Below are 17,907 nucleotides of genomic sequence, written 5' to 3'. Positions count from 1 at the left end.
AGTTTTCAAGGGATGATGTATTTATTAGCAATTTTTCTTCCACCTGTAGCTGTATTATTTTGTGGAAAACCATTTCAGGCAATAATAAATTTCATATTAACATTAATATTTTGGGTTCCAGGAGTTATACATGCAATTCTTGTAGTGCATGATAAAAAAGCTGATCGACGTTTGAAAAAACAAATTCAAGCATATGATGAAATTAATAAGAGGAATCAAAGATAATTCATCTGTGAAACATTTTAAAAAGAAAGGAGGATTAACCTCCTTTCTTTTTTAGTGGGTGTTAAGTTTAAATTTTTGTGTGGCGGAAAGAATTTTTAATGTAAGTTTTATGATAATAACTTTTAGATTGTGCATGTAATAGGCCAGTATAAATACTTTCTGGTACATTAAAGAAATCGTACATACCATTCTTTAATTGGATTCGCAAAATCATAGAAAAAGGATTATAGCCAACAGCGACTATATTTTTTGAAATCACGGGAGATAGCTTCATCATTACGCAACTCCTCACTTTTCATTTTTAATAATTTCTTGTAGATGTTGAGGTTGTGATGTTGAAATCCTTATAATTTAAGAGGTATTATACTTATATGCAATATATTAAATGTTTGTTATACGTAATTATAAGGAAGTTCACACGAAGTACATATCGTTGTGCTATTTTTATTTCACCTTTGATTTATAAATAAGAAAATATTGACCATTTGAAAAAAAGGTATATTATTTATACGAGGTATTAAAAATTCACTTTTTACATTCTATGCTTAAAGGGGCAGCGTTATTAGGAAAAATAGAAGTGAAAATAGTTTGTATAAGAAGTATTCTAAAATTTATAATCTGTGAATTGGGAAAATATTGAATGCTTCAGGTCAATATACTTTCTTAATTAAATTCATTTTAGAAAGTGACCTCAATATTTTTAAGTAAATCAACGGGAGAATTGAAAGGTAGGAGAAAGTAACATGTCAGAAAATTATCGTTCTCGAGAGGAACGACGACAAGTTAAAAAGAAAAAACAGCCAGCTTCTAAAACACAAAAACCAAAAGGTAAAACATCATTCTTTCGCAAGTTTTTAATTACTTGTTTGTTACTTGGTATTGTTGGTTTAGTGGCAGGGGTTGCTACCTTTTTCGTAATGATTAAGGATGCACCAAAACTTGAGAAAGCAAAACTTGTTAATCCGTTATCCTCAAAAATTTATGATAAAAACGGGGATTTGGTATATGAATATGGAAAAGAAAAAAGGACGAATGTTACGTATGAGCAAATACCTAAATTAGTAGAAAACGCATTTTTAGCGACAGAAGATTCACGTTTTTATGAGCATAGCGGAGTAGATTTTAAAGGTACTGCCCGTGCTGTTTTAGTGAGTCTTAAAGGAGATTATGGCTCTCAAGGTGGAAGTACGATAACGCAGCAAGTTATTAAAAACTACTTCTTATCTATGGATAAAACACCAAAGCGTAAGGCGCAAGAAGTATATTTAGCTTATAAGCTAGAACAACAGTATTCAAAACATGAAATATTAGAGATGTACTTAAATAAAATTAACTTAGGAAACCGTTCATATGGGATCGCGACAGCAGCACAAAACTACTATGGTAAAGAATTGAAGGACTTAACATTACCAGAAGTTGCGATGCTTGCAGGTTTACCGAAAGCACCAAATAACTATGATCCAACGAAAAAAGAAAATGTTCAAAAAGCAACAGAAAGAAGAAATGTTGTTCTAAGCTTAATGAATCGACATGGTTATATTACGAAGGCAGAAATGGAAGAAGCATCAAAAGTTGACGTAGAAAAGGGACTCAAACCTGCAACTCAACTACAAACAATGCCATATCCTGCATTTATGGATGCAGTTGTGAAAGAAGTAGAAAAAGAATTGCCAGATGCTAATATCGGTTCTGACGGTTTAGAAATTTATACAACGTTAGATCCGAAAGCACAGAAACTTGCTGATAATATTTTAAATAATAATATCATTGATTATCCGAACGATAAATTCCAAGGTGCATTCACATTTATGGATACGAAAACAGGAGAAGTTCGTGCTATAGGTAGTGGCCGTGGAGAAAATAAAGCTGTATTTAAAGGGCATAATATGGCAATTGAATTAGATCGTGCAGCTGGTTCAACGATGAAGCCGATTTTCGACTATGCTCCTGCAATTGAATATTTAAAATGGGCTACGTACCATCAAATTGATGACTCTCCATTTAAGTATTCAACGGGGCAAGAGGTACGAAATTCAGATAGAAGTCATATGGGCCCAATTACAATGCGTGTAGCATTAGAAAAGTCACGAAACATTCCGGCAATTAAGACTGCAAAAGAAGTAGGAATTAGTAAATCGAAAGACTTCTCTGAGAAACTAGGTATTACATTTAATACAGCACCGACTGAGTCAACAGCGATTGGTACAAATGAAGTATCGCCAACTGAAATGGCGGGCGCTTATGCGGCATTTGGTAATGATGGTAAATATACGAAACCGCATTTTGTTAAGAAAGTCGTTTATCCAGACGGTAAGTCACAAAGTTTTGGACAAAAACCAAAACAAGTTATGACAGATTCTACAGCATATATGATTACAGATATGCTCCGTTCTGTAGTTACATCAGGTACTGGTACATCTGCAAATGTAGCATCTTTAGATGTAGCCGGTAAAACGGGTACGACAAACTACTCATCAAAACAATTAGCTCAATATAAAATTCCAGAAAGTGCAACTCGTGATAGTTGGTTTGCAGGATATACGCCGCAATATACGATGGCAGTATGGACTGGATATATGAAAGATGGCAAAGACGAGTATATTAGTAGTAAAAATACGAAAATTGCACAATTGATCTTTAAAGAAATGATGAGCGAAATGGCTACAGATAAATCACGCTTTAAAATGCCAAGTAGTGTTATTCAAGAAGGTAATGAATTACGTATAAAGGGTGAAAAACGTGATTCATCTCCAAATACTAGCGTACCGGATACAACGGAGCAACCAAAGCAAGATCAACAGCAAAAAACTGAAGAAGAGAAAAATCAAGAAGAATTAAAGAAACAAGAAGAACTGAAAAAACAAGAAGAACAAAAGAAACAAGAGGATCTTAAGAAGCAAGAAGAACAAAAGAAACTAGAAGAGCAAAAGAAACAAGAAGAAGAAAAGAAACAAAATGAACAAAATAATGGAAATGGCCAAGGAACAACACCTCCAGCAAATAATGGAGGAGGCCAAGGAAATCCGACACCTCCAGCAAATAACGGAGGAGGCCAAGGAAATCCGACACCTCCAGCAAATAACGGAGGGGGTCAAGGAAATCCGACACCTCCAACAAATAACGGAGGAGGCCAAGGAAATCCGACACCTCCAGCAAATAATGGAGGAGGTCAAGGAAATACAACTCCACCAGCGACCACACAACCAGAGACTGGCGGTAATGCAGGAGAGGCCCCTGCTAATAATGGGCAATAAGAAAATTTTATAAAAAATATTAAAAAGCACTTAAGATTTGTGAAAATTACAATCTTAAGTGCTTTTTTCATTTTGCTACAGAAAATTTTATTTTAAGGGCTGGATAGAAGAAAAAGAGTGAATGTAGTTTATTTGAAATTGCAACGTGTTTTTCTTGTGAAAAGGATTCTAAATAGTTGTCATTCTATTAGTTGACGAGTTTTATCTATTCTTTTACACTTGGTTATGTGAATTTTAACGTAAAGAGAGAAAAGTCTACTTCTATGTAGTTGATTAAGTAAGAGTGCAACGCGTTGCATGATTGGAAAATGTAGAGAGGTGTTTCATATTGACAAGCAGCAGAATGAATCCTAAAGTTGATGAGTTTTTAAATGGAGCAAAAAAATGGAGAGAAGAATATGAAAAGTTGAGAAGTATCATTCTTGACTGTGACCTAACTGAAGATTTTAAATGGATGCATCCTTGTTATACTTTTGAGGGAAAGAATATAGTATTAATTCATGGTTTTAAAGAATATTGTGCGCTACAGTTTCATAAAGGTGCATTGTTACAGGATACAAATGAGATTTTAGTTCAACAAACGGAAAATACACAGACGGCACGACAGATTCGATTCACTAATATTCAAGAAATAATTGAAATGGAAGCCATTTTGAAAAAATATATTACTGAAGCGATTGAGGTTGAAAAAAAAGGTTTGAAACTGGAAGTGAAAGAGCGTAAAGAAATTGTAATTTTTGAAGAGCTTCAACATAAATTTGATGAAATGCCTACTTTTAAAACCGCTTTTGAGTCACTTACACCAGGACGAAAAAGAGCATACATTCTTTATTTTTCTCAAGCTAAACAATCTAAAACTCGAGTATCTAGAATAGAAAAATATATGAAACAGATTTTTGATGGAAAAGGATTAAATGATTGTACATGTGGGTTATCAAAAAAAGGGACGAACTGTGATGGATCACATAAAGCATTAAATAAGTAAAAAATATATTCAAATCTTTAATAAATGTCTTTCTTTAACGGTTATTTTAGTTGGGAAGCCAATTGAAAAAGTCGAATTTCTTATTTAAGGAATTCGACTTTTTTATGTTGAAACTGGATTGAAGTTAATCTTTATTGCAATGTAGGAGTAATACAGTGATGGTTATTAAATGTTAAACGTACCATAGAAATTTTGAAAATAAATTGATGGAAAATGATAAAAGACTTGAGCCTGAGGTAGTGGAGCGTAACTAGGGTGATAAAAGGTAGTGCTACTTGGATGGGTGCCATGATGCCAAAATGAAGGGATAGTTTGACCGGGTAATTGGTATTGTTGCCAAGTTGCAGGAAGTTCAATACCAACATCGGAACTTGCTGTATGAACGGCGGGGGCATGTATTTCGGGTATCGAAGGAACCGCGACAGTTACTCTTGATGATAATACCCACATAAAATAATCACTCCTAAGTTGTGATAATAAAGTAGTATATTCTTTTAACACGTATAAAGGTACATATATAGGACTTTCGTTTAAAACATACGTACAAAGTCTTAAGACTAATGTAAGCAGATGGTGGACTATTTAATATGAAAAGATACGTCTATTTGCGGAGGGAAAAGAGATTAATAAAATGTACAATGAGGGTGTTAATCGTAATATTATACGAGTGTATGGAGGTATTTTTATGGAACGCTTATGGACGAAATCATTTATTCAAATGACTTTCGCGATGTTATTTTTATTTACAGGATTTTATTTACTTGTTCCAACGCTTCCGCTCTTTATTAAAGAGATAGGTGGCAATGAATCACAAGTTGGACTCATGATGGGAATGTTTACAATAGCTGCCGTAGTAATACGGCCGATTATTGGAGGAATGTTAGATAAATATGGTAGGAAATCTTTTATTATTTGGGGGCTTATCTTTTTTGGACTAACAATGTTTTCTTATAATTTAGCATCAACTATTATATTATTAGCGATATTACGTGTTATTCATGGAGTAACATGGGCTGTTTCTACAACAGCTGTTGGAACAGCAATAACTGATATTATTCCAGATTCACGCCGTGGTGAAGGCATGGGCTGGTACGGGATGGCTATGACAATTGCAATGGCCATCGGACCTATGATTGGATTATGGGTTGTACAAAATTATTCATTTCATGGTCTATTTTTAATCGCAACTCTGTTATCTTTTATAGCAGTCGCATTATCATTAATAACGAAGATGCCATTTACATCACAAAAAGAAAAAGGGAAAATTCAGCTGTTTGAGAAATCCGTATTATCAATCACGATTGTAGTGTTCTTTTTATCATTTGCATATGGTGGAATAACAACATTTTTACCGTTATTTGCATCATCAATTGATGTGAATCCTGGAACTTTCTTTCTTGTATATGCAATTGCATTAACAATTGTAAGACCAATTTCAGGGAAACTATTAGATAAATATGGAGAAGTATTCATTATACTCCCAGCATTATGTATTACTATTTTGGCTATAGTTGTGTTAACTATTTCAAATGGTTTGATAGGTGTAATTATCGCAGCAGCATTATACGGTATTGGATTTGGTTCAGCGCAGCCAGCTTTGCAAGCAGCGATGCTTACAATTGTTGATCCAAGTAAAAGAGGAGTTGCTAACGCTTCATTTTTTACCGCGTTTGATTTAGGAATTGGATTGGGTGCTATTTTACTTGGAGTTGTTTCACAAATGTTTGGTTATCGTATTTTATTTTCAGGTAGTGCAATTTCAGCCTTAATAGCCTTAATTATTTTCGTCTTTTTTGTAAAACAGCGATTAGGAAAAAAAGAATTTGCGTAAACTGGAGGAACAAAGATGAAAATTTCAATTGATTATGAAGCTCTACAATGGTTCCAGGAAGAATTACGTATAAAGCACGGTGAATCTGTACGCTTTACTGTAAGGTACAGAGGGGATAGCTCAATTCAGCCCGGATATTCTTTAGGGATAGTTGCTGAAAAACCAGATGGGGAAATAGTGTCAGTTGAGAGGGAAGGTATTGTATTCTTTGTAAATTCTGATGACCTTTGGTATTTTCAAAACTATGATTTAGTTGTAAGTTATCAGGAGGAAATGGAAGAAATTCAATTTAATTATGTAAAATAATAACTTTATTAAAAATGAATAAATTTTATATAAAAATTATATTTAAAAGATAGTGAAATAAATATCATATAGTAACGAGCTGTGTTTGTGTACAGCTCGTTTTTTCTATTTCGTAAATAAAATTAGAATAATGTACATTTGGCGGTGTTATATGGGAAATCTTTATATTTTGTTTTTGGAAATATGTAAAGAAGTCTGTCCTTTCTTTATAAAACATAAGAATTATTTTCAAAAAATTGTATTGTTACAGTAAGAAAAGTGTAGGAAACTTATCATTATAAAATAAATTGAAATCTTCTAAAAACTCTGATACATTGAAATAGAAATGTAGTTCCACAGTATTGTAAAGGCTTACAGTTATGTGCACGAAGATCTATTAGGATTGGAGGAAATAATGATGAAAGCTGAAGAAAAATTTTCCCCGGGATTAGATGGTATAGTGGCAGCAGAGACGAAGATCTCGTTTCTTGACACAGTAAAAGGTGAAATTGTAATTCAAGGGTATGACTTAATCGAACTCTCAAAAACAAAAGAGTATTTAGACATTGTGCACCTTTTATTGGAGGAACACCTACCGAATGAGGATGAAAAAGTAACACTTGAAAAGAAATTAAAAGAAGAATATGCAGTACCAGAAGGTGTATTTAACGTACTAAAGGCATTGCCTAAAGAGACGCATCCTATGGATGGATTACGTACAGGTGTGTCGGCATTAGCTGGTTACGATAATGATATCGAAAACCGCTCGTTAGAAGTGAATAAAAGCCGAGGGTACAAGCTGTTAAGTAAAGTGCCAAACATTGTAGCGAATAGCTATCATATTTTAAATAATGAGGAGCCAATTGAACCTCTTAAAGAATTATCTTATAGTGCGAATTTCTTCTATATGTTAACTGGCAAAAAACCAACTGAACTTGAGGAAAAGATCTTTGATCGTTCCCTTGTTTTATATAGTGAACATGAAATGCCAAACTCAACATTTACAGCTCGCGTTATTGCATCGACACAATCAGATTTATACGGTGCTTTAACAGGGGCAGTTGCATCTCTAAAAGGAAGTTTGCATGGCGGTGCAAATGAAGCGGTTATGTACATGTTATTAGAGGCTGGAAACGTTGAAAAGTTTGAGGAGTTATTGCAAAAGAAATTGTATAACAAAGAAAAAATTATGGGCTTTGGACACCGTGTTTATATGAAGAAAATGGATCCAAGAGCACTTATGATGAAGGAAGCTTTAAAACAGTTATGTGATGTAAAAGGTGATTATACACTATATGAAATGTGTGAAGCTGGAGAAAAGATTATGGAGAAGGAAAAAGGAATTTATCCAAATCTTGATTATTATGCAGCTCCAGTATATTGGATGCTAGGTATTCCAATTCAACTTTACACACCAATCTTCTTTAGCTCTAGAACAGTAGGATTATGTGCGCACGTTATTGAACAACATGCAAATAATCGTTTGTTCCGTCCACGTGTGAATTATATTGGCGAGCGACATGTACTTAGTAAATAAGAACAACTGGGGAGTTGTTAGCGCCGCCCGCCAGATGGGTGTTTGACCGACACCCATCATTAATAATAACGAATTTTCGACAGAAAGGGAAGGTTAGCATGATTAAAACAAATGAAATTAAGCAAAAAGATGCATTATTAGAAGAGATTACGGATTATGTATTAAATAAAGAGGTTACTAGTGCAGAAGCATTCAGTACAGCTCGTTACGTATTAATTGATACACTTGGATGTGGAATTTTAGCACTGCAATATCCAGAATGTACGAAATTACTAGGACCAGTTGTGCCAGGAACAATCGTGCCAAATGGTACACGTGTACCAGGTACGTCTTATGTACTAGATCCAGTAAAAGGTGCATTTAATATCGGATGTATGATCCGTTGGTTAGACTATAACGATACTTGGCTTGCAGCAGAGTGGGGACATCCATCTGATAACTTAGGCGGAATTTTAGCGGTCGCAGATTATATTAGTCGCGTTCGTATTTCAGAAGGAAAAGAAGCTTTAAAAGTACGTGAAGTACTAGAAATGATGATCAAAGCACATGAAATTCAAGGCGTTCTTGCTTTAGAAAACAGCTTAAACCGCGTTGGTCTTGACCATGTATTATATGTAAAAGTAGCAACAACTGCAGTAGTTGCGAAAATGCTTGGCGGAACACGTGAAGAAATCTTTAATGCATTATCACATGCGTGGATTGATAATTCTAGTCTTCGTACATATCGTCATGCTCCGAATACTGGCTCACGTAAATCATGGGCAGCAGGTGACGCAACAAGCCGCGGTGTTCATCTTGCAATGACTGCTCTAAAAGGTGAAATGGGTTATCCAACAGCATTATCTGCGCCAGGATGGGGATTCCAAGATGTATTATTTAACAAACAAGAATTAAAATTAGCTAGACCACTAGAGTCTTATGTAATGGAAAATGTATTATTTAAAGTATCATATCCAGCGGAATTCCATGCACAAACAGCTGCAGAATGTGCAGTGAAATTACATCCGGAAATTAAAGAGAGATTAGATGAAATTGATCGTATTACAATTACAACTCATGAATCAGCAATTCGTATTATCGATAAAGAAGGTCCATTAAATAACCCAGCTGATCGTGATCATTGTTTACAATACATTACGGCAATTGGTTTATTAAAAGGCGATATCGTAGCGGACGATTATGAGGATGTAGTAGCAAATGATCCACGTGTAGATGAATTACGTAATAAGATGGTTGTTGTTGAAAACAAACAGTACAGTTTAGATTATCTTGACCCGAACAAGCGCTCAATCGCCAACGCTGTTCAAGTTCATTTTAAAGATGGTACTGTAACAGAAAACGTGGAATGTGAATACCCACTTGGTCACCGTTTCCGTAGAGACGAAGCGATTCCAAAAGTTGTTCAAAAATTCACTGCAAATATGGCAGGTCATTATTCTAGTAAGCAACAAGAACAAATTCATGAAGTTTGTTTAAATGAAGAAAAACTAGAAAATATGAATGTAAACGAATTTGTAGATCTATTCTTAATTTAATAATAGGGGGAATTTAGAATGGCTTGGGTTGTGAATAAGCAGTCAACACAAGAGGAGCTTGCGAATGGCTTCCGAGCTTTAGTAGAAGCAAATGAAATTTTGCAAATTCCAGGTGCTCATGATGCAATGGCGGCTCTTGTTGCGAAAAATACAGGTTTTTCAGCTCTTTATTTATCGGGAGCTGCTTATACTGCAAGTAAAGGTCTACCAGATTTAGGTATCGTGACATCTACTGAAGTAGCTGAAAGAGCAAGAGATTTAGTTAGAGCTACAGATTTACCAGTTCTTGTTGACATTGATACAGGATTTGGTGGAGTGCTTAACGTAGCGAGAACAGCTGTAGAAATGGTAGAAGCAAAAGTAGCGGCTGTTCAAATTGAAGATCAACAATTACCAAAGAAATGTGGACATTTAAATGGTAAGAAACTTGTTACTACAGAAGAATTAGTTCAAAAAATTAAAGCGATTAAAGAAGTTGTGCCAAGCTTATACATTGTAGCACGCACAGATGCTCGCGGTGTAGAAGGACTAGATGCTGCGATTGAAAGAGCAAATGCATATGTGAAAGCTGGTGCAGATGCTATATTCCCTGAAGCGCTTCAATCAGAAGAGGAGTTCCGTCTATTTAATAGTAAGGTAAATGCACCTTTACTTGCGAATATGACTGAATTCGGGAAAACTCCATATTATAGTGCAGAGGAATTTGCGAATATGGGCTTCCAAATGGTTATTTATCCTGTAACTTCACTTCGCGTTGCTGCAAAAGCATATGAGAATGTATTCACGCTAATTAAAGAGACTGGTTCTCAAAAAGATGCACTTTCAAATATGCAAACGAGAAGTGAGTTATATGAAACAATTTCATATCATGACTTTGAAGAGTTAGATACTGGAATTGCAAAAACAGTATTATCAGAAGATCAATAGATAAAACAGCGAAGGCGATGAAAATACATCTTTGGCAAAATAAAATGCTCGATGTGAAAAATCATCGCCTTCTATTTTCAAAAAAGATATTCCACTCATCGTAGACGAGCATAAGCAAAAAAGCTATGAAAGCCGAATGATAGGGGGATACATATGGAAAAAACGAAGTTACCATGGGATGAATTTTTTTCACTCAATAAAGATATAAATCATACTTACTTTACACCAGAAGATTTTTCAGGTGATGAAGATTTAATTGCAAAAACGACAGAACAATTCGTTAAACAAGAAATTGTCCCACAAATTGAAAACATTGAAAAACATAACTATAAAGTTTCTCGTCAATTATTTGAGAAAGCTGGGGAACTTGGATTATTAGGCATTGAGGTACCAGAAGATTATGGCGGGTTCGAGTTAGGAAAGGCTGTCTCAGGTCTTGTAGCAGAGAAAATGGGTTACGCTGGTGCATTTAGTGTTTCTTTTAATATACACGCTGGTGTCGGTACATTGCCTTACATATATTATGGAACAAAAGAACAGAAAGAAAAATATTTACCGAAAATCGCATCGGGAGAATGGATTGGGGCTTATGCTCTAACTGAGCCAAATGCTGGTTCTGATGCATTAAGTGCAAAAACGAGTGCCGTATTAAATGAAGATGGTACAGCTTGGAATTTAAATGGTGAGAAGCAGTGGATTACAAATGCTCATATGGCAGATGTATATGTTGTTTTTGCGAAGACAAATAAAGGAATGACAGCGTTTATTGTCGAAAGAACATGTGAAGGTGTATCCATTGGATTAGAAGAAAAGAAAATGGGTATTAAAGGTTCTTCAACAGCGACGCTTATTTTAGAAGATGTAGTTATCCCTGCTGAAAATGTGTTAGGAGAAGTTGGGAAAGGGCATCACGTAGCCCTTAATATACTTAATTTTGCTAGACTTAAACTAGCTTTTGGAAATATTGGGACAGCAAAACAAGCAATTGGTTTGTCGGTTCAATATGGAAAAGAGCGAAAACAGTTCCAAACGGAATTAGTAGACTTTACGATGATTCAAGAGAAAATTGCAAATATGATTATTGCTACATATGGAGCAGAAAGTGCAGCTTACCGTACAGCAGGTGTAATTGATGACGCAATTCATGAGAGTGATGAAGATCTTATGAAAAAAATGTCCCAATTTGCAATTGAATGTGCACTGAATAAAGTGAACGCTTCTGAAACACTTGCTTATATCGTAGATGAAGCTGTACAAATTCATGGCGGTTACGGTTATATGCAAGAATACGAAGTAGAACGATTATATCGTGATGCTAGAATTAGTCGTATTTTTGAAGGAACAAATGAAATTAATAGATTAACAGTTGCCAAAATGTTAATGAAGCAAATCGAACAAATAGAAGATACTGAAATAGAAATGGATGTAGCAAATGTAGAAAGAAACTATCGTTACATTTTATTATCGAAAAAATTGTTGAAACAATCTTTGAAAACGCTCTCTAAAACTCCAGGATTAAAAATTGATCAAGAGCAAGAATATTCACGCGTATTATCAAATATGTTGACGGACGTGTACGTCATGGAATCAGCGTTTTTACGTACGAGAAAAGCGGTTAGTAAAAATGGTGAGGAAAAAGAACGTACGAAGCAACTCATAACGGATGTTATTTGTGAAGAAGGATACCGTAAAGTAGAAGAAGCGGCGATTTCTGTACTTTCAGCGGCTGTCACAGAAGAAAAAGATAGACATGTGATTTTAGCTGAAATCCGTCAGTTATTAGTTCCTTTATACACGAACGTATTTACGAAGAAGAGAGAAATTGCGAAAGCTATTATAAATCGTGGGAAATATATTGTGTAAATAGGAGGAAAGCGATATGAAAAAGATTGGTTTTATCGGTTTAGGTAACATGGGTCTTCCGATGTCGAAAAATTTAGTTAAATCAGGTTACACAGTATATGGCGTGGACTTAAATAAAGAGGCTGAAGCGTCCTTTGAAAAAGAAGGCGGAATTATCGGTCTATCAATCTCAAAACTAGCAGAAACATGTGATGTAGTTTTTACAAGTTTACCTTCACCTCGCGCTGTTGAAGCGGTATATTTTGGATCAGAAGGATTATTTGAAAATGGTCACTCGAATGTAGTTTTCATTGATACGAGTACTGTATCTCCGCAGTTAAACAAACAGTTAGAGGAAGCTGCAAAGGAAAAGAAAGTAGAATTTTTAGCAGCACCTGTTAGTGGTGGTGTAATCGGAGCCGAAAACCGTACATTAACGTTTATGGTTGGGGGATCGAAAGATGTATATGATAAAACTGAATCTATCATGGAAGTGCTAGGCGCAAATATTTTCCACGTTAGTGAACAGATTGATAGCGGTACGACTGTTAAATTAATTAACAATCTATTAATTGGTTTCTATACAGCTGGTGTAAGTGAAGCATTAACATTAGCGAAAAAGAACAATATGGATTTAGATAAAATGTTTGATATTTTAAATGTAAGTTATGGTCAAAGTAGAATTTATGAGCGCAATTATAAAAGTTTCATTGCATCAGAAAACTACGAGCCAGGCTTTACTGTAAATCTATTGAAGAAAGATTTAGGATTTGCAGTTGATTTAGCTAAGGAAAGTGAACTTCATTTACCGGTTAGTGAAATGTTGTTAAACGTATATGAAGAAGCGAGTCAAGCTGGGTATGGTGAAAATGATATGGCTGCTCTATATAAAAAAGTTAGCGAGCAATTAATTTCAAATCAAAAATAAATTATACAAAGGAGAGAATACAATGATTACAACTGAAATTAAACGAGTAAAAAATCATATTAACGGTGAGTGGGTTGAATCGACAGGTACGGAAGTAGAAGCAGTGCCAAATCCAGCGACTGGAAAAATTATTGCTTACGTTCCACTATCTCCAAAAGAAGATGTTGAAAAAGCTGTTGCAGCGGCAAAAGCGGCATTCGAAACGTGGTCTAAAGTACCAGTTCCGAATCGTTCAAGAAATTTATATAAATATTTACAGCTATTACAAGAAAATAAGGATGAGCTTGCAAAAATCATTACGTTAGAAAATGGTAAGACGCTAACAGATGCAACGGGTGAAGTACAGCGTGGTATTGAGGCAGTAGAACTTGCAACATCGGCACCTAATTTAATGATGGGTCAAGCGCTACCGAATATTGCTAGTGGAATTGATGGATCAATTTGGCGCTACCCAATCGGAGTTGTTGCTGGTATTACACCGTTCAACTTCCCGATGATGATTCCGTTATGGATGTTCCCACTTGCAATTGCTTGCGGTAATACATTCGTATTAAAAACATCGGAAAGAACGCCACTTTTAGCAGAGCGACTTGTAGAGTTATTCTACGAAGCTGGCTTCCCAAAAGGCGTATTAAATTTAGTACAAGGCGGAAAAGATGTTGTAAATAGTATTTTAGAAAATAAAGATATTCAAGCTGTTTCGTTCGTTGGTTCTGAGCCGGTAGCTCGTTACGTATATGAAACAGGTACGAAACATGGTAAACGTGTACAAGCGTTAGCTGGTGCGAAAAATCACGCAATTGTAATGCCAGATTGCAATCTTGAGAAAACAGTACAAGGTGTAATTGGATCTGCATTTGCAAGTAGCGGAGAGCGCTGCATGGCATGTTCAGTAGTAGCGGTAGTGGATGAAATTGCTGATGAATTCATTGATGTATTAGTAGCAGAAACGAAAAAATTAAAAGTAGGTGACGGCTTCAACGAAGATAATTATGTTGGACCATTAATCCGTGAATCTCATAAAGAGCGCGTTTTAGGCTATATTAATAGCGGTGTAGCAGATGGAGCAACTTTATTAGTAGATGGCCGTAAAATTAATGAAGAAGTTGGAGAAGGTTACTTTGTAGGTGCGACAATTTTTGATGGTGTGAATCAAGAAATGAAAATTTGGCAAGATGAGATTTTTGCTCCAGTATTAAGCATTGTACGTGTTAAAGATCTAGAAGAAGGTATTAAACTAACAAATCAATCTAAATTTGCAAATGGTGCAGTTATTTATACGTCAAATGGTAAACATGCACAAACGTTCCGTGATAACATCGATGCTGGTATGATTGGTGTAAACGTAAACGTTCCAGCACCAATGGCATTCTTCGCATTTGCAGGAAATAAAGCTTCATTCTTTGGTGATTTAGGTACAAATGGTACAGATGGCGTTCAATTCTATACACGTAAAAAAGTTGTAACTGAGCGCTGGTTTTAATATAGAGTAAACAGACAATTCAGTTATTAAATGAAAACCACCACTATTAACAGTGGTGGTTTTCGTCTTGTTAATTACTTTTTTCAAAAGCTAGTTTAATACCAAATCCAATTAGGACGATTCCTGTTAGTCCTTGAATATAACGTTGCGTCCTCGGTTTTTTCATAAAAGCACTAATTTTATCAATTAAAAATATATAAAACGCAAACCAAATGGCGGTTAAAACGAGGTAAGTAAGGCCCATTACAAGAAGTTGAATAAATGTATTATGATTTGGATTTAAAAATTGTGGTAAAAAAGTTAAAAAGAAGACTGCTATCTTAGGATTTAATAAATTCGTAAGAAACCCTTGGCGAAAGCAAGAAGTATGTTCGTTTTCATTATTTAAAGATATATCATTTGTATCTACGCCTTCTTTATTTCTTACTGCTAAAAGGGCTTTAATACCGATATATATTAAATAGAGAGCCCCAACGTACTTGAAAATAGAAAATAAAAGAGCTGACTTTACAATAAGTGCAGAAAGACCAATTACAGCAGCTAAAGTATGAATTAATAGTGCGATACATGTACCGAACACTGTTTTTACTCCACCGACTTTACCAGCAACCAATGTGTTTTTCGTAGCCATTGCTGTATCCGGACCAGGTAAAATGATAAGACAAATAGACATAATGATGAAAAGAATATAATTTTCTATCATATCCGCCCCTCCTTTTTATTTTTAGAATATTTAATTAAAATAAGTGTAGCACAAAAATGAGTTTAATAAAATTAAATTTTATTAAAAATTATTAAATAAAAAAGGCCATATAGTAGTGTAATTACAGCTACTATATGGCCTTGATTTTATCCCGCTATTTGCGGGGAGTAAGACTCCCACCTCACAAAATAAAGCTTAGAGAAAAGAAGTTAGGTAGGAGATGAACTGTTCGATTGGTGAGAGCTGATAATGAGTGGGGGGATGTACAAAACCCCACTCATTAAAGTTTCACTTTATGCATTAAGTAAGTTAAAGAAACGATTCACATCTTCTTCTGAAACGTCACTTAACTGTTTATATTTATAATTTGGATTTTGATCCTTGTCAACGACAACAGAGCGTACTCCTTCGAAGAAATCTTCATGTCTCATGAAATTTTTAGCTAGTATAAGGTCCGTAGCAAAACATTCTTCAACGGATTTATCTTGTCCATCAATAAACTGTTTTAATGTTACTTTTAGTGAAATAGGGGATTTTGATAATAGTGTTTCTTTCGTTTTTAGAGCAAAGGAACTTTGATCTTTCTCTAATGATTGGATGATTTCTTCAATTGTATCGAATGCGAAATGTGAATTGATTACTTCTAATGAAAGAGCAAGCTCGCTTTCTAAGTTTGGTGCAGTTGCAAATGTACGAATGACTTCTTTTAAATTAGTATGTACATCATCTTCTTTATGCCAATTTACACTTTCAAGTTCAGTAAGAAACGCTGGTAATGAATCAGATGTCATAAAGTAATCAGCAGCATTAATAAATAATACGTCAGAAGCTTTTAAAATAGATGCTGTTAAAGCAACATAATGACCGGTATAACCGGGTGCTTTATTTAAGAAATATGCAGCGCCGACGTCAGGGAAGAAGCCTATGTTCATCTCAGGCATTGCCCATTTTGTACGTTCTGTCACAATGCGATACTTTGCACCATTTGTAAGACCGACACCACCGCCCATTACAATTCCATCTAAACAAGCAATAATCGGTTTTGTATATTGATAAATATATGTATCAATTTCATACTCTTCTTCAAAAAAACGTTCAGCATGCTGTAATGCCACTTCATTGGAACGCGCTTCATAAAGAGTTTTAATGTCGCCGCCTGCACAAAAACCTTTTGTGCCAGCTCCTTTTAATATGATAAGTGCAATACGCTCATCGTGTTCCCACTCTTTAAGTTTTTGTCCGATAGGTTGTAACATATCATAAGATAAAGAATTAAGTGCTTTTGGACGGTTTAAAGTAATTGTTGCAACGCCGTTTTCGCTAACAGAAAATAAAACGTGTTCAGTCATAATACATCCTCCCTTACATATCTTCTTATTCTTAATTCTTGATATGTACTGAAATGTCCTTTATAAATTTTGTCAAAAGTTGACGGTAAATATTAATTTGGTCACCGCATATTTTGACGAGTTATCTTTGCAGGATTTCAGAGACTGAGGGGGAATATTACAACATTACTGTAAGTGTAATTATTTGAAGTTATGATGATAAAAGCGCTATTATATATGTGTAAATTGTTCATTATTAATTATTAATTCCAAAAAAGCGTTTGAAGAAAAAATGAATCGTACAATTGTAATAAGAAATTCTACACTGAATTAGAAATAGGGAAAGGAGAAATCGGAATGCCAGGACCTTTACTATTGTCGGTTATTATTTTGTCTTTTTTAATGATAGGGATAACGCAGTATTTTCATCAAACAGATACGACAGAAGAAGTGAAGGATAAAGTACGTCTCGTATTTCCGATTTTTATAATATCTATTTCATTCTGTATTTTATTAAATAAAGATGGGTACATTGTCGCAGTGTTCGCATTTTTTGTCGCAATCGTTTTAATTACCGTTTTATATTATGTAATGAAAGACTTTATACAAAAATGAAGATGTCATAATAGGCATTTTTATTTTGAAAAAATATAAAATTTCACATACCGAATTTTATATATAAATAAACAAAACATATAACAATAGAAAAGTGTGTACTTTGCTGTGTATGTACTTGTCAATCTTGCATAGCCACTATACTATTAAAATGTAGAGATTATAAAAAGGGGTTGTATCTATCATGAAATTTGAGATGCACACAAAAATTATTTCAAATGAAAAAGAAGTAAGATTACATATTGAAGAAAATATATTTCAATTAATATTGGATGGTTATCACTTATTTACAGTTCAAGAAATATTACCTTTATATAAATCAAATGAAGAAAGAATTGGTAGTGCAACAGTATTGAAGCTAGAGTGGGAGAACGGAAAAACTACAATAAACTATCAACTCGTTTCACTAAAATCAGTAAATTAAAAGGA

The 17,907-nt window shown here is 34.6% G+C and carries 17 protein-coding genes; 13 read left to right on the top strand and 4 right to left on the bottom strand.

Annotation, left to right across the window (positions count from 1 at the left end; genetic code table 11):
- Positions 1-12: 12 nt before the first annotated feature.
- A complete protein-coding gene (locus COK05_RS06415) occupies positions 13-225 on the top strand; it encodes a YqaE/Pmp3 family membrane protein (RefSeq protein ID WP_098611913.1) in 213 nt (70 codons plus the stop codon).
- Positions 226-292: 67 nt separating this feature from the next.
- On the opposite strand, the gene COK05_RS06410 is transcribed toward COK05_RS06415, so the two are convergent.
- Positions 293-502, bottom strand: a complete 210-nt coding sequence (locus tag COK05_RS06410) for a KTSC domain-containing protein (protein ID WP_000977080.1) — start codon at positions 500-502, stop codon at positions 293-295.
- Positions 503-968: 466 nt separating this feature from the next.
- Here COK05_RS06410 and COK05_RS06405 point away from each other — a divergent pair, with 466 nt between their 5' ends.
- Positions 969-3,479, top strand: coding sequence for a transglycosylase domain-containing protein (locus COK05_RS06405; RefSeq protein WP_098611912.1), 2,511 nt, complete (start codon positions 969-971; stop codon positions 3,477-3,479).
- A gap of 328 nt (positions 3,480-3,807) precedes the next feature.
- The gene (locus COK05_RS06400; RefSeq protein WP_098611911.1) at positions 3,808-4,464 is read left to right on the top strand and encodes a DUF1801 domain-containing protein; all 657 of its coding nucleotides are present in this window, start codon (positions 3,808-3,810) and stop codon (positions 4,462-4,464) included.
- Between the two features lie 165 nt (positions 4,465-4,629).
- On the opposite strand, the gene COK05_RS06395 is transcribed toward COK05_RS06400, so the two are convergent.
- Complete coding sequence (locus tag COK05_RS06395; RefSeq protein WP_098611910.1) at positions 4,630-4,914, bottom strand: hypothetical protein; 285 nt, start codon at positions 4,912-4,914, stop codon at positions 4,630-4,632.
- Positions 4,915-5,149: 235 nt separating this feature from the next.
- Here COK05_RS06395 and COK05_RS06390 point away from each other — a divergent pair, with 235 nt between their 5' ends.
- The 8 genes from COK05_RS06390 to COK05_RS06355 all read left to right on the top strand — a co-directional run bounded on the left by COK05_RS06390 (position 5,150) and on the right by COK05_RS06355 (position 14,832).
- Positions 5,150-6,295 (top strand): MFS transporter, encoded by a 1,146-nt coding sequence (locus COK05_RS06390; RefSeq protein ID WP_098611909.1) that lies wholly within the window; start codon positions 5,150-5,152, stop codon positions 6,293-6,295.
- A gap of 15 nt (positions 6,296-6,310) precedes the next feature.
- Positions 6,311-6,601: a HesB/YadR/YfhF family protein gene (locus COK05_RS06385; protein WP_098611908.1), complete on the top strand. Its 291-nt coding sequence runs from the start codon at positions 6,311-6,313 to the stop codon at positions 6,599-6,601.
- A 394-nt stretch (positions 6,602-6,995) separates the two neighbouring features.
- Positions 6,996-8,117 (top strand): citrate synthase, encoded by a 1,122-nt coding sequence (mmgD, locus tag COK05_RS06380; protein WP_002041090.1) that lies wholly within the window; start codon positions 6,996-6,998, stop codon positions 8,115-8,117.
- Positions 8,118-8,215: 98 nt separating this feature from the next.
- The gene (prpD, locus tag COK05_RS06375) at positions 8,216-9,652 is read left to right on the top strand and encodes a 2-methylcitrate dehydratase (RefSeq protein ID WP_098611907.1); all 1,437 of its coding nucleotides are present in this window, start codon (positions 8,216-8,218) and stop codon (positions 9,650-9,652) included.
- Positions 9,653-9,670: 18 nt separating this feature from the next.
- Complete coding sequence (gene prpB, locus COK05_RS06370; RefSeq protein ID WP_098611906.1) at positions 9,671-10,579, top strand: methylisocitrate lyase; 909 nt, start codon at positions 9,671-9,673, stop codon at positions 10,577-10,579.
- A 153-nt stretch (positions 10,580-10,732) separates the two neighbouring features.
- Complete coding sequence (locus COK05_RS06365) at positions 10,733-12,442, top strand: acyl-CoA dehydrogenase family protein (protein ID WP_098611905.1); 1,710 nt, start codon at positions 10,733-10,735, stop codon at positions 12,440-12,442.
- Positions 12,443-12,458: 16 nt separating this feature from the next.
- The gene (locus tag COK05_RS06360; RefSeq protein WP_098611904.1) at positions 12,459-13,349 is read left to right on the top strand and encodes an NAD(P)-dependent oxidoreductase; all 891 of its coding nucleotides are present in this window, start codon (positions 12,459-12,461) and stop codon (positions 13,347-13,349) included.
- Positions 13,350-13,371: 22 nt separating this feature from the next.
- Positions 13,372-14,832: a CoA-acylating methylmalonate-semialdehyde dehydrogenase gene (locus COK05_RS06355; RefSeq protein ID WP_098611903.1), complete on the top strand. Its 1,461-nt coding sequence runs from the start codon at positions 13,372-13,374 to the stop codon at positions 14,830-14,832.
- A gap of 70 nt (positions 14,833-14,902) precedes the next feature.
- Here COK05_RS06355 and COK05_RS06350 read toward each other — a convergent pair whose 3' ends face one another.
- Positions 14,903-15,535 carry a LysE family translocator gene (locus COK05_RS06350; protein WP_098611902.1) on the bottom strand — a complete coding sequence of 211 codons (633 nt, stop codon included), beginning with the start codon at positions 15,533-15,535 and terminating at the stop codon, positions 14,903-14,905.
- A gap of 293 nt (positions 15,536-15,828) precedes the next feature.
- Positions 15,829-16,884, bottom strand: coding sequence for an enoyl-CoA hydratase/isomerase family protein (locus tag COK05_RS06345; protein WP_098611901.1), 1,056 nt, complete (start codon positions 16,882-16,884; stop codon positions 15,829-15,831).
- 336 nt (positions 16,885-17,220) lie between these two features.
- Here COK05_RS06345 and COK05_RS06340 point away from each other — a divergent pair, with 336 nt between their 5' ends.
- Together COK05_RS06340 and COK05_RS06335 are read left to right on the top strand one after the other, a co-directional pair.
- Complete coding sequence (locus COK05_RS06340) at positions 17,221-17,478, top strand: hypothetical protein (protein WP_098611900.1); 258 nt, start codon at positions 17,221-17,223, stop codon at positions 17,476-17,478.
- 184 nt (positions 17,479-17,662) lie between these two features.
- Entirely contained in the window at positions 17,663-17,902 is a 240-nt protein-coding gene (locus COK05_RS06335) for a DUF2584 family protein (RefSeq protein ID WP_098611899.1), read from the top strand.
- The last annotated feature ends 5 nt before the right edge of the window (positions 17,903-17,907 follow it).

It is taken from the genome of Bacillus cereus, assembly GCF_002567495.1.
GTDB classification, from domain to species: domain Bacteria; phylum Bacillota; class Bacilli; order Bacillales; family Bacillaceae_G; genus Bacillus_A; species Bacillus_A cereus_AQ.
Note: the sequence above shows the minus strand (reverse complement) of the source record. Positions and strands in the feature narration are given on the sequence as shown.